General features: G+C 67.6%; 15 protein-coding genes. 3 read left to right on the top strand and 12 right to left on the bottom strand.

The window, feature by feature from the left end:
* Positions 1-228 precede the first annotated feature (228 nt).
* The 9 genes from AB4Y92_RS10165 to purB all read right to left on the bottom strand — a co-directional run bounded on the left by AB4Y92_RS10165 (position 229) and on the right by purB (position 11,604).
* A complete protein-coding gene (locus AB4Y92_RS10165) occupies positions 229-822 on the bottom strand; it encodes a TIGR00730 family Rossman fold protein (RefSeq protein WP_441819521.1) in 594 nt (197 codons plus the stop codon).
* 147 nt (positions 823-969) lie between these two features.
* Positions 970-2,394 carry a dihydrolipoyl dehydrogenase gene (gene lpdA, locus AB4Y92_RS10160; RefSeq protein ID WP_441819520.1) on the bottom strand — a complete coding sequence of 475 codons (1,425 nt, stop codon included), beginning with the start codon at positions 2,392-2,394 and terminating at the stop codon, positions 970-972.
* 170 nt (positions 2,395-2,564) lie between these two features.
* Positions 2,565-3,773 (bottom strand): dihydrolipoyllysine-residue succinyltransferase, encoded by a 1,209-nt coding sequence (sucB, locus tag AB4Y92_RS10155; RefSeq protein ID WP_441819519.1) that lies wholly within the window; start codon positions 3,771-3,773, stop codon positions 2,565-2,567.
* A 63-nt stretch (positions 3,774-3,836) separates the two neighbouring features.
* Positions 3,837-6,668 carry a 2-oxoglutarate dehydrogenase E1 component gene (locus AB4Y92_RS10150; protein ID WP_441819518.1) on the bottom strand — a complete coding sequence of 944 codons (2,832 nt, stop codon included), beginning with the start codon at positions 6,666-6,668 and terminating at the stop codon, positions 3,837-3,839.
* A gap of 665 nt (positions 6,669-7,333) precedes the next feature.
* Complete coding sequence (locus tag AB4Y92_RS10145) at positions 7,334-7,822, bottom strand: DUF7931 domain-containing protein (protein WP_441819517.1); 489 nt, start codon at positions 7,820-7,822, stop codon at positions 7,334-7,336.
* A 73-nt stretch (positions 7,823-7,895) separates the two neighbouring features.
* Positions 7,896-9,128 carry a ribosomal protein uL16 3-hydroxylase gene (locus AB4Y92_RS10140; protein WP_441819516.1) on the bottom strand — a complete coding sequence of 411 codons (1,233 nt, stop codon included), beginning with the start codon at positions 9,126-9,128 and terminating at the stop codon, positions 7,896-7,898.
* A gap of 150 nt (positions 9,129-9,278) precedes the next feature.
* Positions 9,279-9,677: a VOC family protein gene (locus AB4Y92_RS10135; RefSeq protein ID WP_441819515.1), complete on the bottom strand. Its 399-nt coding sequence runs from the start codon at positions 9,675-9,677 to the stop codon at positions 9,279-9,281.
* A gap of 120 nt (positions 9,678-9,797) precedes the next feature.
* Positions 9,798-10,226, bottom strand: a complete 429-nt coding sequence (locus AB4Y92_RS10130) for a DUF695 domain-containing protein (RefSeq protein WP_441819514.1) — start codon at positions 10,224-10,226, stop codon at positions 9,798-9,800.
* A gap of 1 nt (position 10,227) precedes the next feature.
* Complete coding sequence (purB, locus tag AB4Y92_RS10125) at positions 10,228-11,604, bottom strand: adenylosuccinate lyase (protein ID WP_441819513.1); 1,377 nt, start codon at positions 11,602-11,604, stop codon at positions 10,228-10,230.
* 262 nt (positions 11,605-11,866) lie between these two features.
* Between purB and AB4Y92_RS10120 the strand changes: the two genes are divergently transcribed.
* From AB4Y92_RS10120 to yiaA, 3 genes are all read left to right on the top strand, one after another.
* Complete coding sequence (locus AB4Y92_RS10120; RefSeq protein WP_441819512.1) at positions 11,867-13,339, top strand: class II fumarate hydratase; 1,473 nt, start codon at positions 11,867-11,869, stop codon at positions 13,337-13,339.
* 514 nt (positions 13,340-13,853) lie between these two features.
* On the top strand, positions 13,854-14,033 hold the full coding sequence (locus AB4Y92_RS10115; protein WP_057943099.1) for a hypothetical protein: 180 nt from the start codon (positions 13,854-13,856) through the stop codon (positions 14,031-14,033).
* A 378-nt stretch (positions 14,034-14,411) separates the two neighbouring features.
* Entirely contained in the window at positions 14,412-14,834 is a 423-nt protein-coding gene (yiaA, locus tag AB4Y92_RS10110) for an inner membrane protein YiaA (RefSeq protein WP_441819511.1), read from the top strand.
* Positions 14,835-14,925: 91 nt separating this feature from the next.
* On the opposite strand, the gene AB4Y92_RS10105 is transcribed toward yiaA, so the two are convergent.
* From AB4Y92_RS10105 to AB4Y92_RS10095, 3 genes are all read right to left on the bottom strand, one after another.
* Entirely contained in the window at positions 14,926-15,477 is a 552-nt protein-coding gene (locus AB4Y92_RS10105) for a DUF2884 family protein (RefSeq protein ID WP_441819510.1), read from the bottom strand.
* 75 nt (positions 15,478-15,552) lie between these two features.
* The gene (locus AB4Y92_RS10100) at positions 15,553-16,320 is read right to left on the bottom strand and encodes a DUF4097 family beta strand repeat-containing protein (RefSeq protein WP_441819509.1); all 768 of its coding nucleotides are present in this window, start codon (positions 16,318-16,320) and stop codon (positions 15,553-15,555) included.
* Between the two features lie 121 nt (positions 16,321-16,441).
* Positions 16,442-17,383: an ABC transporter permease gene (locus AB4Y92_RS10095; RefSeq protein ID WP_441819545.1), complete on the bottom strand. Its 942-nt coding sequence runs from the start codon at positions 17,381-17,383 to the stop codon at positions 16,442-16,444.

The following is a 17,383-nucleotide window of genomic DNA, read 5'->3' as shown; positions in this document are numbered from 1 at the left end:
CCCGCGAAGGCGGGAATCCAGGGCCTTTCGTGCGAGAACGTTTGAAGTCGCTGGATTCCCGCGTTCGCGGGAATGGCGATCTTGAGAGATGGCGCTTAAGTCTCTGGATTCCCGCCTTCGCGGGAATGACGTTCTGGAAAGGGGGCGCTGAAGTCTCTGGATATTCGGCTCCGCTGAAGTAAAGCGGAGCCCGCGTTCGCTGGAATGACGGCCCGGAAGGATGACGCTCTAGCGCAGCGCCTTGCGCCGCTTTTCGTCCATCCACTTGGACGCCGAGGCCGGGGTGTAGTCGCGCATCCAACTCAGCAGGACGTCGATGTCGTCGCCGTGCCACAGGTCCTGGCGCTGGTCGGCGTGGAGGAAGCGCTCGGCGACCATGCGATCGAGCATCGCCATCAGCGGCGCGTAGAAGCCGTCGATATCGAGGAAGGCGCAGGGCTTGTTGCCGATGCCGAGCTGGCGCCAGGTCAGCATCTCGAACATCTCATCCAGCGTGCCGAAGCCGCCGGGCAGGGCGACGAAGCCGTCGGCCAGGTCGAACATGCGCGCCTTGCGCTCGTGCATCGAGCCTACGATCTCCAGCTTGGTCAGGCCGCGATGGGCGACTTCCCAATTGACCAGGTGCTCGGGAATCACGCCGATCACTTCGCCGCCGGCATCGAGCACGGCATCGGCGACGGTGCCCATCAGGCCGACGTTGCCGCCGCCGTAGACCAGGGCGATGCCGTCGCGGGCCATGCGCGAACCCAGCGCGATCGCGCGCTCGGTGTAGATCGGCTTGGCGCCGGAGTTGGAACCGCAGTAGACGCAGAGGGTTTTCATGGGCAACGGGAATCGGGAATGGGGAATAGGGAATCGGAACGGCAAGAGCGGCGACGCAGGTTTCGGGAGGCCCAAAAGCGAATCGGGAACCGGACGAGCGCATTGCGCTCTTTCCGATTCCCGATTCTCCATTCCCGATTCCCGGCCTCAGTTGGCCTTGTGAATCGCCCGCTTGTCGACCGCCATCGCCGCGTCGTGGATCGCTTCCGACAAGGTCGGGTGCGCGTGGCAGATGCGGGCGAGGTCGTCGGCGGAGCCGTTGAACTCCATGGTCAGCACGCCTTCGTGCACGAGTTCGGACACGCCGACGCCGACCAGATGCAGGCCCAGCACGCGGTCGGTCTCGGCATGGGCGATGACCTTGACGAAGCCGGCCGGCTCGCCCATGGCCACCGCGCGGCCGATCGCCGCGAACGGGAAGCTGCCGGTCTTGTACGGGATGTTCTCGGCCTTGAGCTGCTGTTCGGTCTTGCCGACCCAGGCGATTTCCGGCTCGGTGTAGATCACCCACGGCACGGTGTCGAGGTTGACGTGGCCCGGCAGGCCGGCGATGAGTTCGGCAACCGCGATGCCTTCCTCGAAGCCCTTGTGCGCCAGCATCGGCCCGCGCACGCAGTCGCCGACCGCCCACACGCCGTCGACGCCGGTGTGGCAATGCTCATCGACTTCGATCTGGCCGCGCTCGTTGATCTTGACGCCGGTGCCTTCGGCCAACAGGCCCTTCGAGGCGGCACGACGGCCGACGGCCACCAGCAGCTTGTCCACGACCAGTTCCTGATCGGACTTGCCGTCGTTGTAGGTCAGGTGCACGCCGTCTTTCTTGATCTCGGCCTTGCTGACCTTCGCGCCGAGCTTGATTTCCAGGCCCTGCTTCTTGAATTCCTTGGCCGCGGTCTTGGCGACCTCGGCATCGGCGGCGGCGAGGAAGTCGGGCAGGGCTTCCAGGATGGTGACTTCCGAGCCCAGGCGCTTCCACACGCTGCCCAGTTCCAGGCCGATCACGCCGGCGCCGATCACGCCTAAGCGCTTGGGCACTTCGGTGAAGTCCAGCGCGCCGACGTTGTCCACTATCTTGTCGCCGTCGAACTTGGCGAATGGCAGTTCGATGGAATCCGAACCGGCGGCGATGATGACGTTGGTGCCCTTGAGTTCCACCTCGGAGCCGTCGTGCTGCTTGACCTTGACGATGTTGCCCGGGTGCAGGGTGCCGAAGCCGTAGTACGGGGTGATCTTGTTCGCCTTGAACAGCATCGCGATGCCGCCGGTGAATTGCTTCACGATCTTGTCCTTGCGACCGACCATGGTGGCGACGTCGATCTTGGCGTTGTCGGCGCTGATGCCGTGTTCGCCGAACAGGTGCTGCAGGTTCCAGAACTGGCGCGAGCTGTCGAGCAGCGCCTTGGACGGAATGCAGCCCACGCGCAGGCAGGTGCCGCCCAGGGCCGGCTTGCCGTCCTTGCCCAGCGCGGCGTCGATGCACGCGGTCTTCAGACCGAGCTGTGCGGCGCGGATGGCGGCGTGATAGCCGGCGGGGCCGGCGCCGATGACGACTACGTCGAATTGCTCAGACATCAGATATTCCTTTGCCTTGTCCCTTCTCCCGCTGGCGGGAGAAGGTGCCCGAAGGGCGGATGAGGGAGGCGGGGAGGGCGGCGTGGCACGATCGCCGCGGGCCCTCACCCCAACCCCTCTCCCGCTGAGCGGGAGAGGGGCTCAAGCGGTATGAGAGGGGCTCAGAGGCATTACATGCCCAGCAGCATGCGATGCGGATTTTCCAGCTGGTTCTTGATGTCCACCAAGAACAGCACCGCGTCCTTGCCGTCGATGATGCGGTGGTCGTAGCTCAGCGCGATGTACATCATCGGCGCGGCGACCACGGCGCCGTTCTCGACGATGGCGCGTTCCTTGATCGCGTGCATGCCGAGGATGGCCGACTGCGGCGGGTTGACGATCGGGGTCGACATCAGCGAGCCGAAGGTGCCGCCGTTGGTGATGGTGAAGGTGCCGCCCTGCAGGTCTTCCAGCGCCAGCTTGCCGTCGCGGGCCTTCTTGGCGTAATCGCCGATGGCCTTCTCGACGTCGGCGAAGCCCATGCGCTCGACATTGCGCAGCACCGGCGTGACCAGGCCCTTGTCGGTGGACACCGCGATCGAGATGTCGGCGTAGCCGTGATAGACGATGTCGTTGCCATCGACGGAGGCGTTGACCACCGGATGGCGCTGCAGCGCGTTGGCCGCGGCCTTGGCGAAGAAGCTCATGAAGCCGAGCTTGACGCCGTTGGCCTTCTCGAACGACTCGCCCAACTCCTTGCGCATGGCCATGACCTTGCCGAGGTTGACTTCGTTGAACGAGGTCAGCATCGCGATCGAGTTCTTCGACTGCATCAGGCGCTCGGCGATGCGGGCGCGGATGCGGGTCATCGGCACGCGCTCTTCCGGACGCGCGCCGGCGGCGTTGCCGACGCCGCCGCTCTTGGCGTAATTGACGATGTCTTCCTTGGTCACCGCGCCCTTGCGGCCGGTGCCTTCGACTTGGGATGCGTCGATGCCCTGGGTGTTGGCGGTGAAGCGCGCGCCCGGGGGCAGCTGGTCGTTGCCGGCCGGAGCCTTCGGCGCGTCGGCCTTCGGCGTGATCGGCTGGGCGCCGGCGGCCGGAGTCGCGTCAACGTTGGCGGCGGCCGGAGCCGCGGCAGCAGCTGGTGCGGCAGCCGCCGCGCCGGCCTCGACGATCGCGATCAGCTGCTGGCTGGTCACGGTCGCGCCTTCTTCGAACTTGATTTCCTTGAGCACGCCGTCGACGGGCGAGGGCACTTCCAGCACGACCTTGTCGGTTTCCAGATCGACCAGGTTCTCGTCGCGCTTGACCGCATCGCCCGGCTTCTTGTGCCACGTGGCGATCGTGGCGTCGGAGACCGACTCGGGAAGGACGGGGACTTTGATCTCGGTGCTCATGGGGCAGGCATCCTGGAGTGCTTGAATGTGGGTATGTAAGTTGTTTCGGGAAGAACCAGCGCCTTATTCGGCGCTGGACTCTCCATGCAGCGAGTTGACCAGCGCGTCGGCGACCAGCTTGGTCTGCTCGGCGACGTGGTCGGCCAGATGCCCGGCCGCCGGCGAAGGCGAACGCGCGCGTCCGGTGTAATGCAGCGCCTGCTTCGGAGCCAGGCAGGCGGTGAGGTGATGGCGGATCTGGTACCACGCGCCCTGGTTCTGCGGCTCTTCCTGGCACCACACCACATCCTTGGCCGCGCTGAAACGCTTGAGCTCGGCGGCCAGGACTTCGCGCGGGAACGGATAGAGCTGCTCGATGCGGACGATGGCGACATCTTCCAGACCGTCCTTCTGCGCCTGTTCGAACAAGTCGTAATAGACCTTGCCCGAGCACAGCACCACGCGCTTGACCTTCTTCGGGTTGGCCGCGGCGTCCGGGATCAGGTGCTGGAACTCGCCGTTGGCCAGCTCGTCCAGGCTCGACACCGCCAGCTTGTGGCGCAGCAGCGACTTGGGCGTCATCACCACCAGCGGCTTGCGCGTGCTCATGCACATCTGCCGGCGGATCATGTGGTAGGCCTGCGCCGGCGTGGTCGGCACGCAGACCAGCATGTTCTCCAGCGCGCACAGCTGCAGGAAGCGCTCAAGGCGCGCGGAGCTGTGCTCCGGGCCCTGGCCTTCGTAGCCGTGCGGCAGCAGCAGGACCAGACCGCACAGGCGGCCCCACTTGGCTTCGCCCGAGGACAGGAACTGGTCGATCACCACCTGGGCGCCGTTGGCGAAGTCGCCGAACTGCGCTTCCCAGATGTCAAGGGTTTGAGGATCGGCGGTGGAGTAGCCGTACTCGAACGCCATCACCGCTTCTTCGCTGAGCAGCGAGTCGATGATGGTGACGTCGGAGGGGTTGGTCACCAGCTCGCGCAGCGGCAGGATGTACTCGTCGCTGGTTTGCTCGTGCAGGATCGCGTGGCGGTGGAAGAAGGTGCCGCGGCCGCTGTCCTGGCCGACCAGACGCAGCTTGTAGCCTTCGCTGACCAAGGTGGCGTAGGCCAGGTTTTCCGCGAAGCCCCAGTCGCCGGGTTGTTCGCCGGCGGCCATCTTGCGGCGGTCTTCGTAGATCTTCGCCACGCGCGGATGCAGCTTGACCGTGTCGGGCACGGCGTTGATCTGCGTGGCCAGCGCGTCGAGCTTGCCGCGCTCCACCGTGGTGTTGACCGGGTCGCTGAGCTTGCCCGACAGGTACTTGGACCAGTCGATGGTGAACTCGTCCGGCTTGACCTCGACCAGCTCGGTAGTGACCGCGCCGGCGTCGAGCTTGTCGCGGTACTGGTCGACCAACGCCTGCGCGTCCTCGGCCTTGAGCACGCCTTCGCCGACCAGCTGCTCGGCGTAGAGCTCGCGCGGGGTCTTGTGCTTGCGGATCACCTGGTACATCAGCGGCTGGGTCGCCGCCGGCTCGTCGGCCTCGTTGTGGCCGTGGCGGCGGTAGCAAACCAGATCGATGACCACGTCGCGGCCGAAGCGCTGACGGAAGTCCAGCGCCAGCTCGGCGCAGAACACCACCGCTTCGGGGTGATCGGAGTTCACGTGCAGGATCGGCGCGCCGACCATCTTGGCGACGTCGGTGCAGTACAGCGTGGAACGCGCGTCCTGGCGCTCGCTGGTGGTGAAGCCGACCTGGTTGTTGATGACGATGTGGACGGTGCCGCCGACGGCGAAACCGCGCGCCTGCGACATCTGGAACAGCTCCATGCCCACGCCTTGGCCGGCGAAGGCGGCATCGCCGTGCAGCAGCACCGGCAACACCTGGGCGCGTCCCTTGTCGCCGCGGCGGGTCTGGCGCGAGCGAACGCTGCCGGCGACCACCGGGTTGACGATTTCAAGGTGCGAGGGATTGAACGCCAGGGCCAGATGGACCGGGCCGCCGGGCGTGGCGACGTCGGCGCTGAAGCCCATGTGGTACTTCACGTCGCCGGTGTGAGCGTGCTCGTCGTGGTCGAACTTGCCTTCGAACTCGTCGAACAGCTTGCGCGGCGGCTTGCCCAGGGTATTGACCAGGACGTTGAGGCGGCCGCGGTGGGCCATGCCGATCACCACGTCCTGCACGCCTTGCTCGCCGGAGCGGCGGATGGTGACGTCCATCAGCGGGATCAGCGCGTCGCCGCCTTCCAGCGAGAAGCGCTTCTGGCCGACGTACTTGGTGCCCAGGTAGCGCTCCAGGCCGTCGGCGGCGGTGAGCCGCTCGAGGATGCGCTTCTTGTCTTCGACGCTGCGGCCGAACTTGCCGCCGGCGGTTTCCAGGCGCTCGTACATCCAGCGGCGCTGTTCGGCGTCGGCGATGTGCATGAACTCCGCGCCGATCGGGCCGGTGTAGGTCGCCTTGAGCAGGGCGAGCAGGTCGCCGAGCTTCATGCGCTCCTTGCCGGCCACCCCGCCGGTCGAGAACTCGACCGACTGGTCGCTCTCGGACAGGCGGTGGAAACCCAGCGCCAGGTCGGGCGCGTCGGGTTTCTGCAGCAGGCCCAGCGGATCGATGTCGGCGGCCAGGTGGCCGCGCGAGCGGTAGGCCGTGATCACCTTGCCGACGGCGCGTTCGCGCTCGTCGCTGCCGGAGGGCGCGCCGGCGGCGGCGACTACGCCGCGCGAGGCGGCCTTGCCGGCCTGGGTGATGCTTTCGATCGCGGCCGAATGCGGAATATCGCCCGCTTCACGGCCTTTGAAGCCGTCGAAATAGGCTTTCCATTTGGCCCCGACGCTGTCGGGATCGACCAGGTACTGCTCGTACAGGTCTTCGATGAAGGCGGCATTGGCGCCGAGTTGCGAGGATTGCGAAAACTGCTTGAGGAGGCTGTCCACGATGGCTATCGGGAAACTCTTGGGGGCGGAAGTGGCGTCGCGCACGCACACGGGGTGCTGGGCGCGGACAAGGCTCGGAATTATAGCGGTAGTGTTAAGCCCAACGGCATAACTACTTACGTCTAAGCGACCGATTTGCTTCGATTTCGGGTCGATCGGGGGCGCCGGAGGGGACCGGAACGTTGAGTGGACCGTTCCGGCAATGCTGGACAAAGTCTTGGGCCGTGGCGCGGGGTTTCAAGCAAGGCCGGGGGCGGCGGCGGTCCGGATGGCCGCGCTCTTGGGCATGCCCAGGTTCGCGGTCACGGTTTAGCCGGCACTCAGATCCGCAGGTCGGGGCGGGGCGCGGGTGCAACGGGCGCGCTGCGGAGGTGATGGGACGTCCGCGGCCTGGGCCGCCGAACCGGCTCGGTCGCCGTCGGGCGCTGCAGTCTCCAGTGCCGCGGCAACAAATAAGGTGGCCGGTTCGGCCCCGCCCGGGCGGCTGGCGATAGCGGCGACGTCGTTCCGGCGATTGCGCAGTCGCAGGCTCTGGCGGCGCCGCCCTTGGCGTGGAGGCTGATCGGGTCACGGCGCCGCCCGGCGGCAGGCGCGAGTTCGAACCGGGACTGTCGGCGTCGCTGCGGGCCGTGCCCGGCCCGGTGTCGCGCGCGGCGATCGTTTGGTCAGATTCCGAGCGCGCGAAACTCGGTGCAGGCGCGGGCGCGTTCCCACACCGGCTCGAAGTGCGCGCGCAACTGGCGCGCGCGGGCGCCGCCGTCGATCCGGGTCTCGCCGTCGAAGCGATGGCCGAGCGGGCGGAAGTACCAGCCGTCGCGGTCGTTGACGATGTAGGCGGCCGGGTAGTTCTGATCGACCGGTTCCTCGATCGCGCGGAATTCGAAGGCGCTGGGCAGGCGCTGCGCCAGCCCGATCAGCGGCGCCAGCGCGCGTTGCGGCGCGGCCGGGTCCTGCAGCAGCACGCGGGTGACGCCGCCGGCGGTGGCGAAGCGGCGCAACAGGCTGACCGCGTCCGCGCGGTCGAGCAGGCCCGGGTCGAGTTCGCGGCTGTAGATCAACAGGCCGCGGCGGGCACCGGCGACGATCGCGCTCAGCGCCGCCAATGCGGCGTCGCGGGTTTCCACTTGGTCGCCGGCGGTGGCGGGTGAATTCATAGTGTCTGAATCTATTGCAGGTTAAGGCCGGAGCCGCCGCGGGCGAGCCGGCCGGGTCGGGCCGCGCCGGAGCTTATTCCTCCTCGGCGCCGGCGTCGTCATCCAGCCCCAGCCGGTAGTGGCCGCCGGCGATGAGTTCGAGCACGCATTCGCGGCCGGCCTCCGACAGCGCGGAATAGCTAGCCAGATCGAGCTCGGCCGCGCCCGCGATCGCCTGCGCGTCGCGCGCGGGCAGGGCGAATTCCAGGCCGCTGACGTACAGGCTGGCGGCGCGGCCCTTGGCGTGCGCGCGGCGCCAGGCCATGCGCGACCACGGATGCCGCCACAGCGCCGCGCCGCGCTGCAGGTCCCATTCGATCTCGATGCGCGAACGCGCCGGCTCATGGCCCGCGGACACTTCGCCGGCGGCGCGGTACACGGTGATGAAGCGGCCGAACCAGTCGCCGAGGCGGTCGGGATCGTTCATGCGCAGCGCGTTCAAGGCCTCGACCACGCGGACCATGGCGGCGGCGTCGATCTCGTTGGGATCGCGCGGCGGGGCGAGGTCGGGATCGTGATAGCGCAGGCTTTCGTCGGCGTCGCCGGCGAGGGTATCGATGTAGTCGCCCATCAGCTCGGCGGCCGAAGGCGCGCGCATGCCGATCGAGAAAGTCAGGCAGGCGTCTTCGGCGACGCCGTGATGCGGCACGCCCGGCGGCAGATACAGCATGTCGCCCGGGCCCAGCACCCAGTCGTGGCTGGGATCGAATTCGCGCAGCAGCTTGAGGTCGGCATCGGGGCGGAAGTCCTGCGGCGCATCCGCGCGCGCGTCGATCTGCCAGCGCCGGTGGCCCTGGGCCTGCAGCAGGAACACGTCGTACTGATCCACGTGCGCGCCGACCGAACCGCCGGGCGCGGCGAACGACACCATGATGTCGTCGATGCGCCAGCGCGGCAGGAAGTCGAAGGCCGGCAGCAGCGCGGCGACATCGGCGTCCCACTTGTCCACGTCCTGCACCAGCAAGGTCCAGTCCTGGTGCGGCATGCCCGGGAACTCGGCCTCGTCGAACGGCCCGTGCCGCAGCGTGTAGCGGTCGCTGGCGCGGTCGTGCTGGATCAATCGCGCCAGCACGCCTTCCTCGCAGGCCAGGCCGGCGAGGTCCTCGGGCTGGATCGGCGATTGCAGCCCGGCGAACGCATTGCGGATCAGCAGCGGGCGTTTTTGCCAGTAATCGCGCAGGAACGCGGCCGGGGCGATGCCCAGCGGCGGTTTGCGGCTGGCGTCGATTTCGATCGGAAGGTCGGAGCTAGTGGACTTGGTGGCCATGAGGCGAGACAGGCAGGCGGGCGTATTCGCGCCGATAAGCCCATTGTCGCTCAAGCGAGCCGCGCATGTCGGCCGTGCGCCATTGCCCTAGCTGTTGCCGTTGCAGTTCCCCCCTTTGAAAAAGGGGGGCAGGGGGGATTTGCTCCTGCCTCACCCCGCAATCTCATCATAGCCCCGCCCCAAAAACTGCAGCAGGCACCACCCATGCCCGAACGGATCGGCGATCCGCACCAGCCGGCCCCAGTTGGCGCTGCGCACATCGCCTTCCTGCACCGCCCCGGCCGCCAGCGCGCTGCGCAAGGCCGCATCCAGATCCAACACCACCACGTCCAGATGCAGCGGCGACCAATGCCGCGCATAACGCCGAGTCTCCGCGCCGGCCGCGAGCGAGCCTTCGGCCTTGAGCAATAAATAGATCGGCGCCTGCCCGCCGAGCAGTTCGACCACCTCGCCGCCGAGCCGGCGTCCGACATGCAGGCCGAAGGCGCGCGTATAGAACGCCAGCGCCGCATCCAGATCGGGTACGTCGATATTGATCAACTGTTGCATCGCCATCCTCCGTCAACGCCGACGGCGAGTCTGCGCGAGCCGGCGCTAAGGCCGCGTGGTCGCGGCCCGGTCGCTCACCGCGTCCCGATCACGGCTTGGCGTCGCCGCGTTCCTTCGAACTCAGCGCAGGCCGATCGCGTCGGCGAAGGAGCGGTAGAACTCGCCCTTGGGATCGCTCTCGTGGTCGATCTCGATCGGATAGGGCGTGGCGTCCTGCGGCATCGCGTTGAGCACGCCGATGAAGGCATTCACGTCGCGGGTGTGGAACACGTATTCGCGATGGTCGGGCTCGGTGAACACGATCGCCAGCACGCTGTGGCCGGCGGCTTCGATGCGCTCGCAGACCCGGTCCTCGAAGCGCTCCATGGCCGCCATTTCCTCCGCCGAGGCGGTGCCGGCGCGGTGGTCGTCCTGGTAGGCCCAGATCAGGTTCAAACGTTCCGGATAGCCGCGAAAATCGAAGCCGCGCTCGAACTGCTTGATCCGGGTCAGGGACAGGCCATCGTCGGTGGCTTGCTCGGCCAGGGTCCAGGCGCGGGTGTCTTCCATATCAGATTTCACGCGCCAGGCGTTCGGCCAGGCCGGTGTAGCTGCCCGGCGTCATCGTCAGCAGGCGCTGCTTGTCGTCGGCCGGCAGGTCCAGCGAGGCGATGAACTCGCGCATCGAGGCCTCGTTGATGCCGTGGCCGCGGGTCAGCGCCTTGAGTTGTTCGTAGGGGTTCGGCAGGCCGTGACGGCGCATCACCGTCTGCACCGCTTCGGCCAGCACTTCCCAGGCCGCGTCGAGGTCGGCGGCCAGGCGCTCGGGGTTGACGCTGAGCTTGTTCAAGCCGCGCAGCAGCGCGTCGATGCCGATCAGCGCATGGCCGAAGGCGGTGCCGAGCGCACGCAGCACGGTCGAGTCGGTCAGGTCGCGCTGCCAGCGGCTGATCGGCAGCTTGGCGGCGAAATGTTCGAACAAGGCGTTGGCGATGCCGAAGTTGCCTTCGGCGTTTTCGAAATCGATCGGATTGACCTTGTGCGGCATGGTCGAGCTGCCGACTTCGCCGGCCTTCACCGCCTGCTTGAAATAGCCCAGCGAGATATAGCCCCACACGTCGCGGCACAGGTCGATGCAGATGGTGTCGATGCGGCGCTGCGCGTCGCAGACCTCGGCGATGCCGTCGTGCGGTTCGATCTGAGTGGTGTAGGGCTGCCAGTCCAGGCCCAGGGAGGTGACGAAGCGCTGCGAGAACGCGGCCCAGTCGATGTCCGGGTAGGAGGCGAGGTGGGCGTTGTAGTTGCCGACCGCGCCGTTGATCTTGCCCGGCATCTGCGCGCCGGCCAGGGTCTCGCCCTGGCGCTGCAGGCGCGCGACCACGTTGGCGATTTCCTTGCCGACCGTGGTCGGCGAGGCGGTCTGACCGTGGGTGCGCGACAGCATCGGCAGCGCGGCGTGTTCGTGGGCCATCGCGCGCAGCTTCTGGATCAGATCGTCCAGGCGCGGCAGCAGCACCTGCTGGCGCGCCTGATTGAGCATCAGCGCGTAGCTGAGGTTGTTGATGTCTTCGCTGGTGCAGGCGAAGTGCACGAATTCCAGGGCCGGACCCAGCTCGGCGTCGTCCTTGAGGCGTTCCTTGATCAGGTACTCGACCGCCTTGACGTCGTGGTTGGTGGTGCGCTCGATCTCCTTGACCCGGGCGGCGTCCTCGATCGACAACTCCTCGGCCAGCTTGCGCAGGCGCGCGGCGGCGGCGGCGGAGAACGGCTTGAGCTCGACGATGCCCGGCTCATCGGCCAGCGCCAGCAGCCATTCCACCTCGACCTTGACCCGGGCCTTGATCAGGCCGAATTCGGAAAAGATCGGCCTCAGCGCATCGACTTTGCCGGCGTAGCGGCCATCGAGCGGAGACAGGGCGAGCAGGGTGGTCTGGGAATCGGCGGACATGGCACGCGGTGGGGAGTAAGCAGTCCGCCATTCTACCCCAGCGCCCGCGCCGTGCCGGGCGCCGCCGACCCTGCCGGATCGGGCGGAAATCCGCCGCGCACTCGACGCGCGCCGCGTGCGCGGCGATCATGACGGCCGCCAGCGAAAAACGATGCCAGCACGGCGTGCGCCCTTGCGATAACCGGGCTCGCCCCAGACCTGATTGATACGACGCGCGGCGCGATCTGCGGCGCGTCTCCCCCACGACTCAATGGAGTTGGCAATGGCGAGCAAACGCAAGACCCCGGCCCGGACCTCCGGCCAGCCCGCGAAACCGGCGGCCAAATCCGCCGCCGCCGGGTTCCGCCTCGAACACGACAGCATGGGCGAACTCAACGTTCCCGCCGATGCCTTGTGGGGCGCGCAGACCCAGCGCGCGGTGCAGAACTTCCCGATTTCCGGCCAGCCGATGCCGCGCGAATTCATCCGCGCCCTGGCCCTGGTCAAGGCCGCCGCGGCGCAGGTCAACGGCGGGTTCGGCCTGCTGGACGCCGGCGCGGCCAAGGCCATCGGCGCGGCCGCGGGCGAAGTCGCCGCCGGCCGCTTCGACGCGCATTTCCCGATCGACGTCTATCAGACCGGTTCGGGCACTTCCAGCAACATGAACGCCAACGAGGTCATCGCCACGCTGGCCTCGCGCGCGGGCAAGCACAAGATCCATCCGAACGATCACGTCAACCTGGGCCAGAGTTCCAACGACGTGATCCCGACCGCGATCCGGGTGTCGGCGCAGTTGGCGGTGGTGGAGTCCTTGTTGCCGGCGCTGAAGTATTTGCGCAAGACCATCGAGAAGCGGGCCAAGGAACTGGCCAAGGTCACCAAGACCGGGCGTACCCATCTCATGGACGCCATGCCGCTTACCTTCGGACAAGAGTTCGGCGCCTGGGCCGCGCAACTGGATTCGGCGCAGCAGCGCATCGAGGACAGCCTCAAGCGCCTGCGCCGGCTGCCTATCGGCGGCACCGCCATCGGCACCGGCATCAACGCCGATCCGCGCTTCGGCAAGGCGATGGCCAAGGCGCTGTCGGCGGCGACCGGCACGCGTTTCGAATCGGCCGCGGACAAGTTCGAGGGCCTGGCCGCGCAGGACGATGCGGTCGAACTGTCCGGCCAGCTGAGCACGCTGGCGGTGGCGCTGATGAAGATCGCCAACGATCTGCGCTGGATGAACTCCGGGCCGCTGGCCGGCCTGGGCGAGATCGAATTGCCGGCGCTGCAGCCGGGCAGTTCGATCATGCCGGGCAAGGTCAATCCGGTGATTCCCGAAGCGCTGGCGATGGTCTGCGCGCAGGTGATCGGCCACCACAGCGCGATCACCGTGGCCGGGCAGAGCGGCAATTTCCAGCTCAACGTGATGCTGCCGCTGATCGCCTTCGACCTGCTCGATTCGATCCGCCTGCTGGCCCGCAGCATGCCGCTGCTGGCAGACAGCGCGATCGCCCGGCTCAAGGTGCGTGAAGCGCACGTGCGCGAAGCGCTGGACCGCAATCCGATCCTGGTCACCGCGCTCAATCCGATCATCGGTTACGAAAAAGCCGCGGCGATCGCCAAACAGGCTTATAAGGAAGGACGGCCGGTGCTGGAGGTGGCGGTGGAGACCAGCGGCCTGTCGGAGAAACAATTGCGCCGCCTGCTCGATCCGGGCGCGCTGACCCGCGGCGGCATCCAGGCCGGCGGCGCGGGAGGGGGAGGTTGAGCCGGGCCGCGGCTTCGCGCAAAATCCTCGCGCGTCGCGTCAAGGCCAGGTGAAGGTTTTAGCGCGTAAATGTTCCAGGATTTTGTTTCGCGACCGAATTGGGGGTTCCGTTGTCGGCCCTTGGATATCCTCGGCGCGCACAGGGGGGATTAACCGGCATCGCGCCGGATATTCTTTCCGCGTGTCGGACAGGGGGCCGCGCCGGGCTGCGACTAGGGGCCATGCGGATTGGACCGTTACGGTCCCAAGGCTATCTTTATCCGCGTACAGATTCCCTGGCGCGCCGTCCTCGCGGCGTTGCGCCGCGGATCCGGCGGTTTCGGCCGCCGGGCGCACCCGCCGATACCCGGCGAGGGCGGACGGTTATTGAGCGGTAACCGTGGCGCCATGCCGGGTTTCATATTGGCGGTTTATGTAGTCCGTTCCGCGCGGCGCCGGATGCTCCGCGCGGACGAGTTTCTCCCCCAGAAATCACTGGTCCGATCCGACCAGCCATAACGATGGAGCATCGCTCATGAAGTCCAGGCATTTTCTTCGGTACGCCGCTGTCCTCTCGCTGCTGGTTTGCGCTGCCTGCAAGCCGCAATTCATTCCCTTCGGCGAGAGCGTCAAGATCGATCTGACCGCGAAGGCCGCGCCCGCGGCGGCGCAAGCCGCGCAGGCCACGGTCGCTCAAGTCGCACCGAAGCACTGACCGGTCGCCCCGGGCCGGGACTGGTTCCGGCCCGGGCATCGGTAAAGCAACGGACAAGGTGAGCGACGGTTTCGCCGTCGCGCGCCGGCGCAGGCGTTCAAGCCCGCGCGCCGGCTCACACAGGTTCGCGGTTTCTCTTCGAGTCTCAACGCGGCGCGGCCGCCGCGGGCCGCGAACCCACGCAATCACGCTGCGCATCATGCGGGCCGCTCCGGCCGGCGTGATGCGTTCGCGTGCGCGATCGCTTGAGCGCGGATGACAGCGCCGCGGGCGCTTGGCATAGTGAGCGCGCGGGCTGGGAGCGCCCGCACGGCAGCCCGTCTTTCACGACGGCGACTTTGGCATTTGCCCGCCGCTACCAACGCTCAAGGATGCGATATGAACCGTGCCATTTCCGGCAAGCCCTCGGCGGCTTTCGTCGGCGCTTCGTGGACCGCGCTCATGCTCGGCGCACTGGCCTATTTGATCGGCCTGTGGAACGCGAGCATGCAACTCAACGAAAAAGGCTACTACCTGACCCTGCTGCTCTACGGCCTGTTCGCGGCCGTGTCGGTGCAAAAGGCGGTGCGCGACCGGATGGAAGGCGTGCCGGTCACGAACATCTACTACGGCCTGGCCTGCGTGTCGGTAGTCAGCGCTCTGCTGCTGCTGTTCATCGGCCTGTGGAACGCGCAGATCAGCTTCAGCGAGAAAGGCTTCTACGGCATGGCTTATGCGTTGAGCCTGTTCGCGGCGATCGCGGTGCAGAAGAACACCCGCGACAGCGGCGCGGGCATGGGCTCGGGCGACGAGCTGGAATAAGCCGGCGTCGCGGGCCGGATATCGGCCACCGGCCTTGCTCGCGCAAGGCCGCGTGGCGAACGGCGGGCCGCGACTCGCGGCTCGCTTTGATCTAGCGGCGGCAATCCTTCGCCACGTCGGCGTCGATCTTGGCGAACGGCGCGAACGCCGGCAATGAAGCGCGCAGTTCCTCCTGCGCGCCGCGCAGGCTGGCGACGCGGTCGCACATCTTCATCGCCTGCGCCTGCAGCTTCGAGGCTTCGGCTTCGACCTTCTTGCCGATCTCCTCCGGCTGGCCCTTGCTCAGCTCCTCGAACGCGGTGCTCACCGCCTGGCCGGCCATCGCCGCGCCGGCCTTGCCGATCGCGACGCCGTCCTGGCCGACACCCATGGCCTGTTCGTAGTACCGCCGGCTGATCGCCTGCTGCGCCGCGCTCAGGGTTTGCGCCTTGCCGTCGATGCTCAGGGCGCCGTCGGGGGCGATTTCGGCGCGATGCTCGCCGTCGCCCTTCACCAGCACATGGTCGCCGACCATGTTGATGTGATCGATCACCGAAATGTGGATCGAGCGTTCGGGCGACTTCGAGCAGCCCGCGCTCGACACGCTCAGCGCCAGGACGGCGAGCACGGCGACGGGATGCAGCAGCGAAAGCGGAGCTTTCATGACGGAGTCCTGAGCGCGCGCGGCGCTGGCGGTAGGAGGGAAGCGGCGGCGCGTGCGTACACGCGCCGTCGCGGGTCAGTCTTCCTGCGGAATGTCGATGCGGCCGGCGACGCCGCGGTGATGCACCGAGCCGCTGCCGACGCTGCTCACGCGCAGATTGCCGCGCACGTCGCTGACGTCCAGGTCGCCCGAGCCCAGGCGCTTGAGTTCGACCGAACCGCCGACCTGGTTGAGTTCGACATCGCCCGAACCGACCGAGCCGATGCTGACGTCGTGGGCGATGCCGCGCGCCTTCAGATCGCCCGAGCCCAGGTGCAGCAACTGCAGCGAGCCGATCTTGTCCAGGTCGATATCGCCCGAGCCCACTTGCGCGGTGACCAGGCCGCGCACGCGGCTGATGTTGATGTCGCCGGAGTTCACGTCCGCGCTCAGCGCCGACACGTTCTCGACCGAGGCGTCGCCGGAGCCGACCTTGAGCTGCACCATCAGGTTGTCGGGCACCGTGGCGTGCAGCTTCATGTGGCGCTGGCCGTTGAAATTCAGGCTGATCTTGTCGGCGTGCGCGGCGGTGACCACCAGCTTGTCGCCGACGCGTTGCTGGGTCAGGGTCAGGCCGGCCAGGTCGGCGGCGTTGGACGCGCAGGCATAACCTTCGACCGCGCCCTTGGCGCCGGCGGCGCCCTTGACGCTCAGATCGTCGGAGCCGATCGCGAACACCACGGCTTTGACCCCGGCCAGATCGAGTTGCAGGTTGCGCGGCTGGGCGTTGTCGCAGCGGTCGGCGGCTTGGGCGGCCAGCGGCAGCGCCATGGCGGCGCAGAGGAGGGCGATAGGCAGGCGCATTTGGGCGCTCCGGATAAGGGTGGAAGCTTAGAGATGCGGCGAAGGCGCAAACGGTTGAGGCCGTCCGGCGGCGCGCAGCCGCCGATCCCGCCCGCGGGGCGCGCGGGCGGGAGGCGCGGACTCAGCCCTCGTCGCGCCAGCGGCGCAGGCGGATCGCGGCGTAGACCATCGCCGCGCCGAGAACCGCGCCGATCCACAGGTCGATCGTGGTCAGGGCGTGCAGGCTGCTGGTGATGTTGATCGACTGGGCCAGCGCTTCGGGACCGTGCGTGGCCGCGTTCTGGGCGTTGGCGGCGACCTGTTCGTTGAAGAACCAGGTGCCCGGCACCACGCTGAGCAGTCCGCGCAGGCCGACCGTGTACCAGACCGCGCCGTGCGGGATCTCGATGCCCGGCATGATGTCGAGGAAGCTGATGAACACGCAGGCCAGCAGCGGGATCACCACCGCCCAGACGAAGGGCACGCTGCGCGCCCACGCCGAGCACAGCATCAGCCAGCCGATCGTCGGCAGTGCCCACAGTGCATAGACCGGGATCGCCAGCGCGATCTGCGCGATCAGTTGCAGCGGATGGGCCTGGGTGAAGATCGCCGAAGCGCCGTCCAGGCCGTTGAGCACGGCGGCCAGCCAGGCCAGCACCCACATCACCAGTCCCACGCCCAGCCCGATCACCGCCGCCAGCAACGGCGCCAGCACCAGCGCCCACACCAGCTTGGACAACACCGCCTGCGTGTCGGAGACCGGCAGCGACTTCCAGAACAGGATGCTGCGGTCCTTGCGTTCGTCGTAGATCGAGCCCAGGGCGTAGAAGAACACCACGAACACGAACACCGTGAACACCATGCCCAGGCCGCCGGCCAGGGCGATGTCGCCGACCCCGCCGAGGCTGTCGCCGCCGCTCATGTGGACGTTGACGCCGTCGCCGCGGTTGGCGGCGACCTTATGGAACAGTACGGAACCGGCGAGGATGCCGATCACCGCGAAGCCGATCGCGATCAGTCCGGCGATCAGCGGCCCCCACAGGAAACCGCCGCGGTGTTCCCAGAACTCGCGCTTGAGCAGCAT

Origin of the sequence: Lysobacter sp. TAB13 (genome assembly GCF_052113885.1) — a bacterium.
Classification (GTDB): domain Bacteria; phylum Pseudomonadota; class Gammaproteobacteria; order Xanthomonadales; family Xanthomonadaceae; genus Lysobacter; species Lysobacter gummosus.
This window is presented reverse-complemented; position numbering and strand designations above follow the sequence as displayed.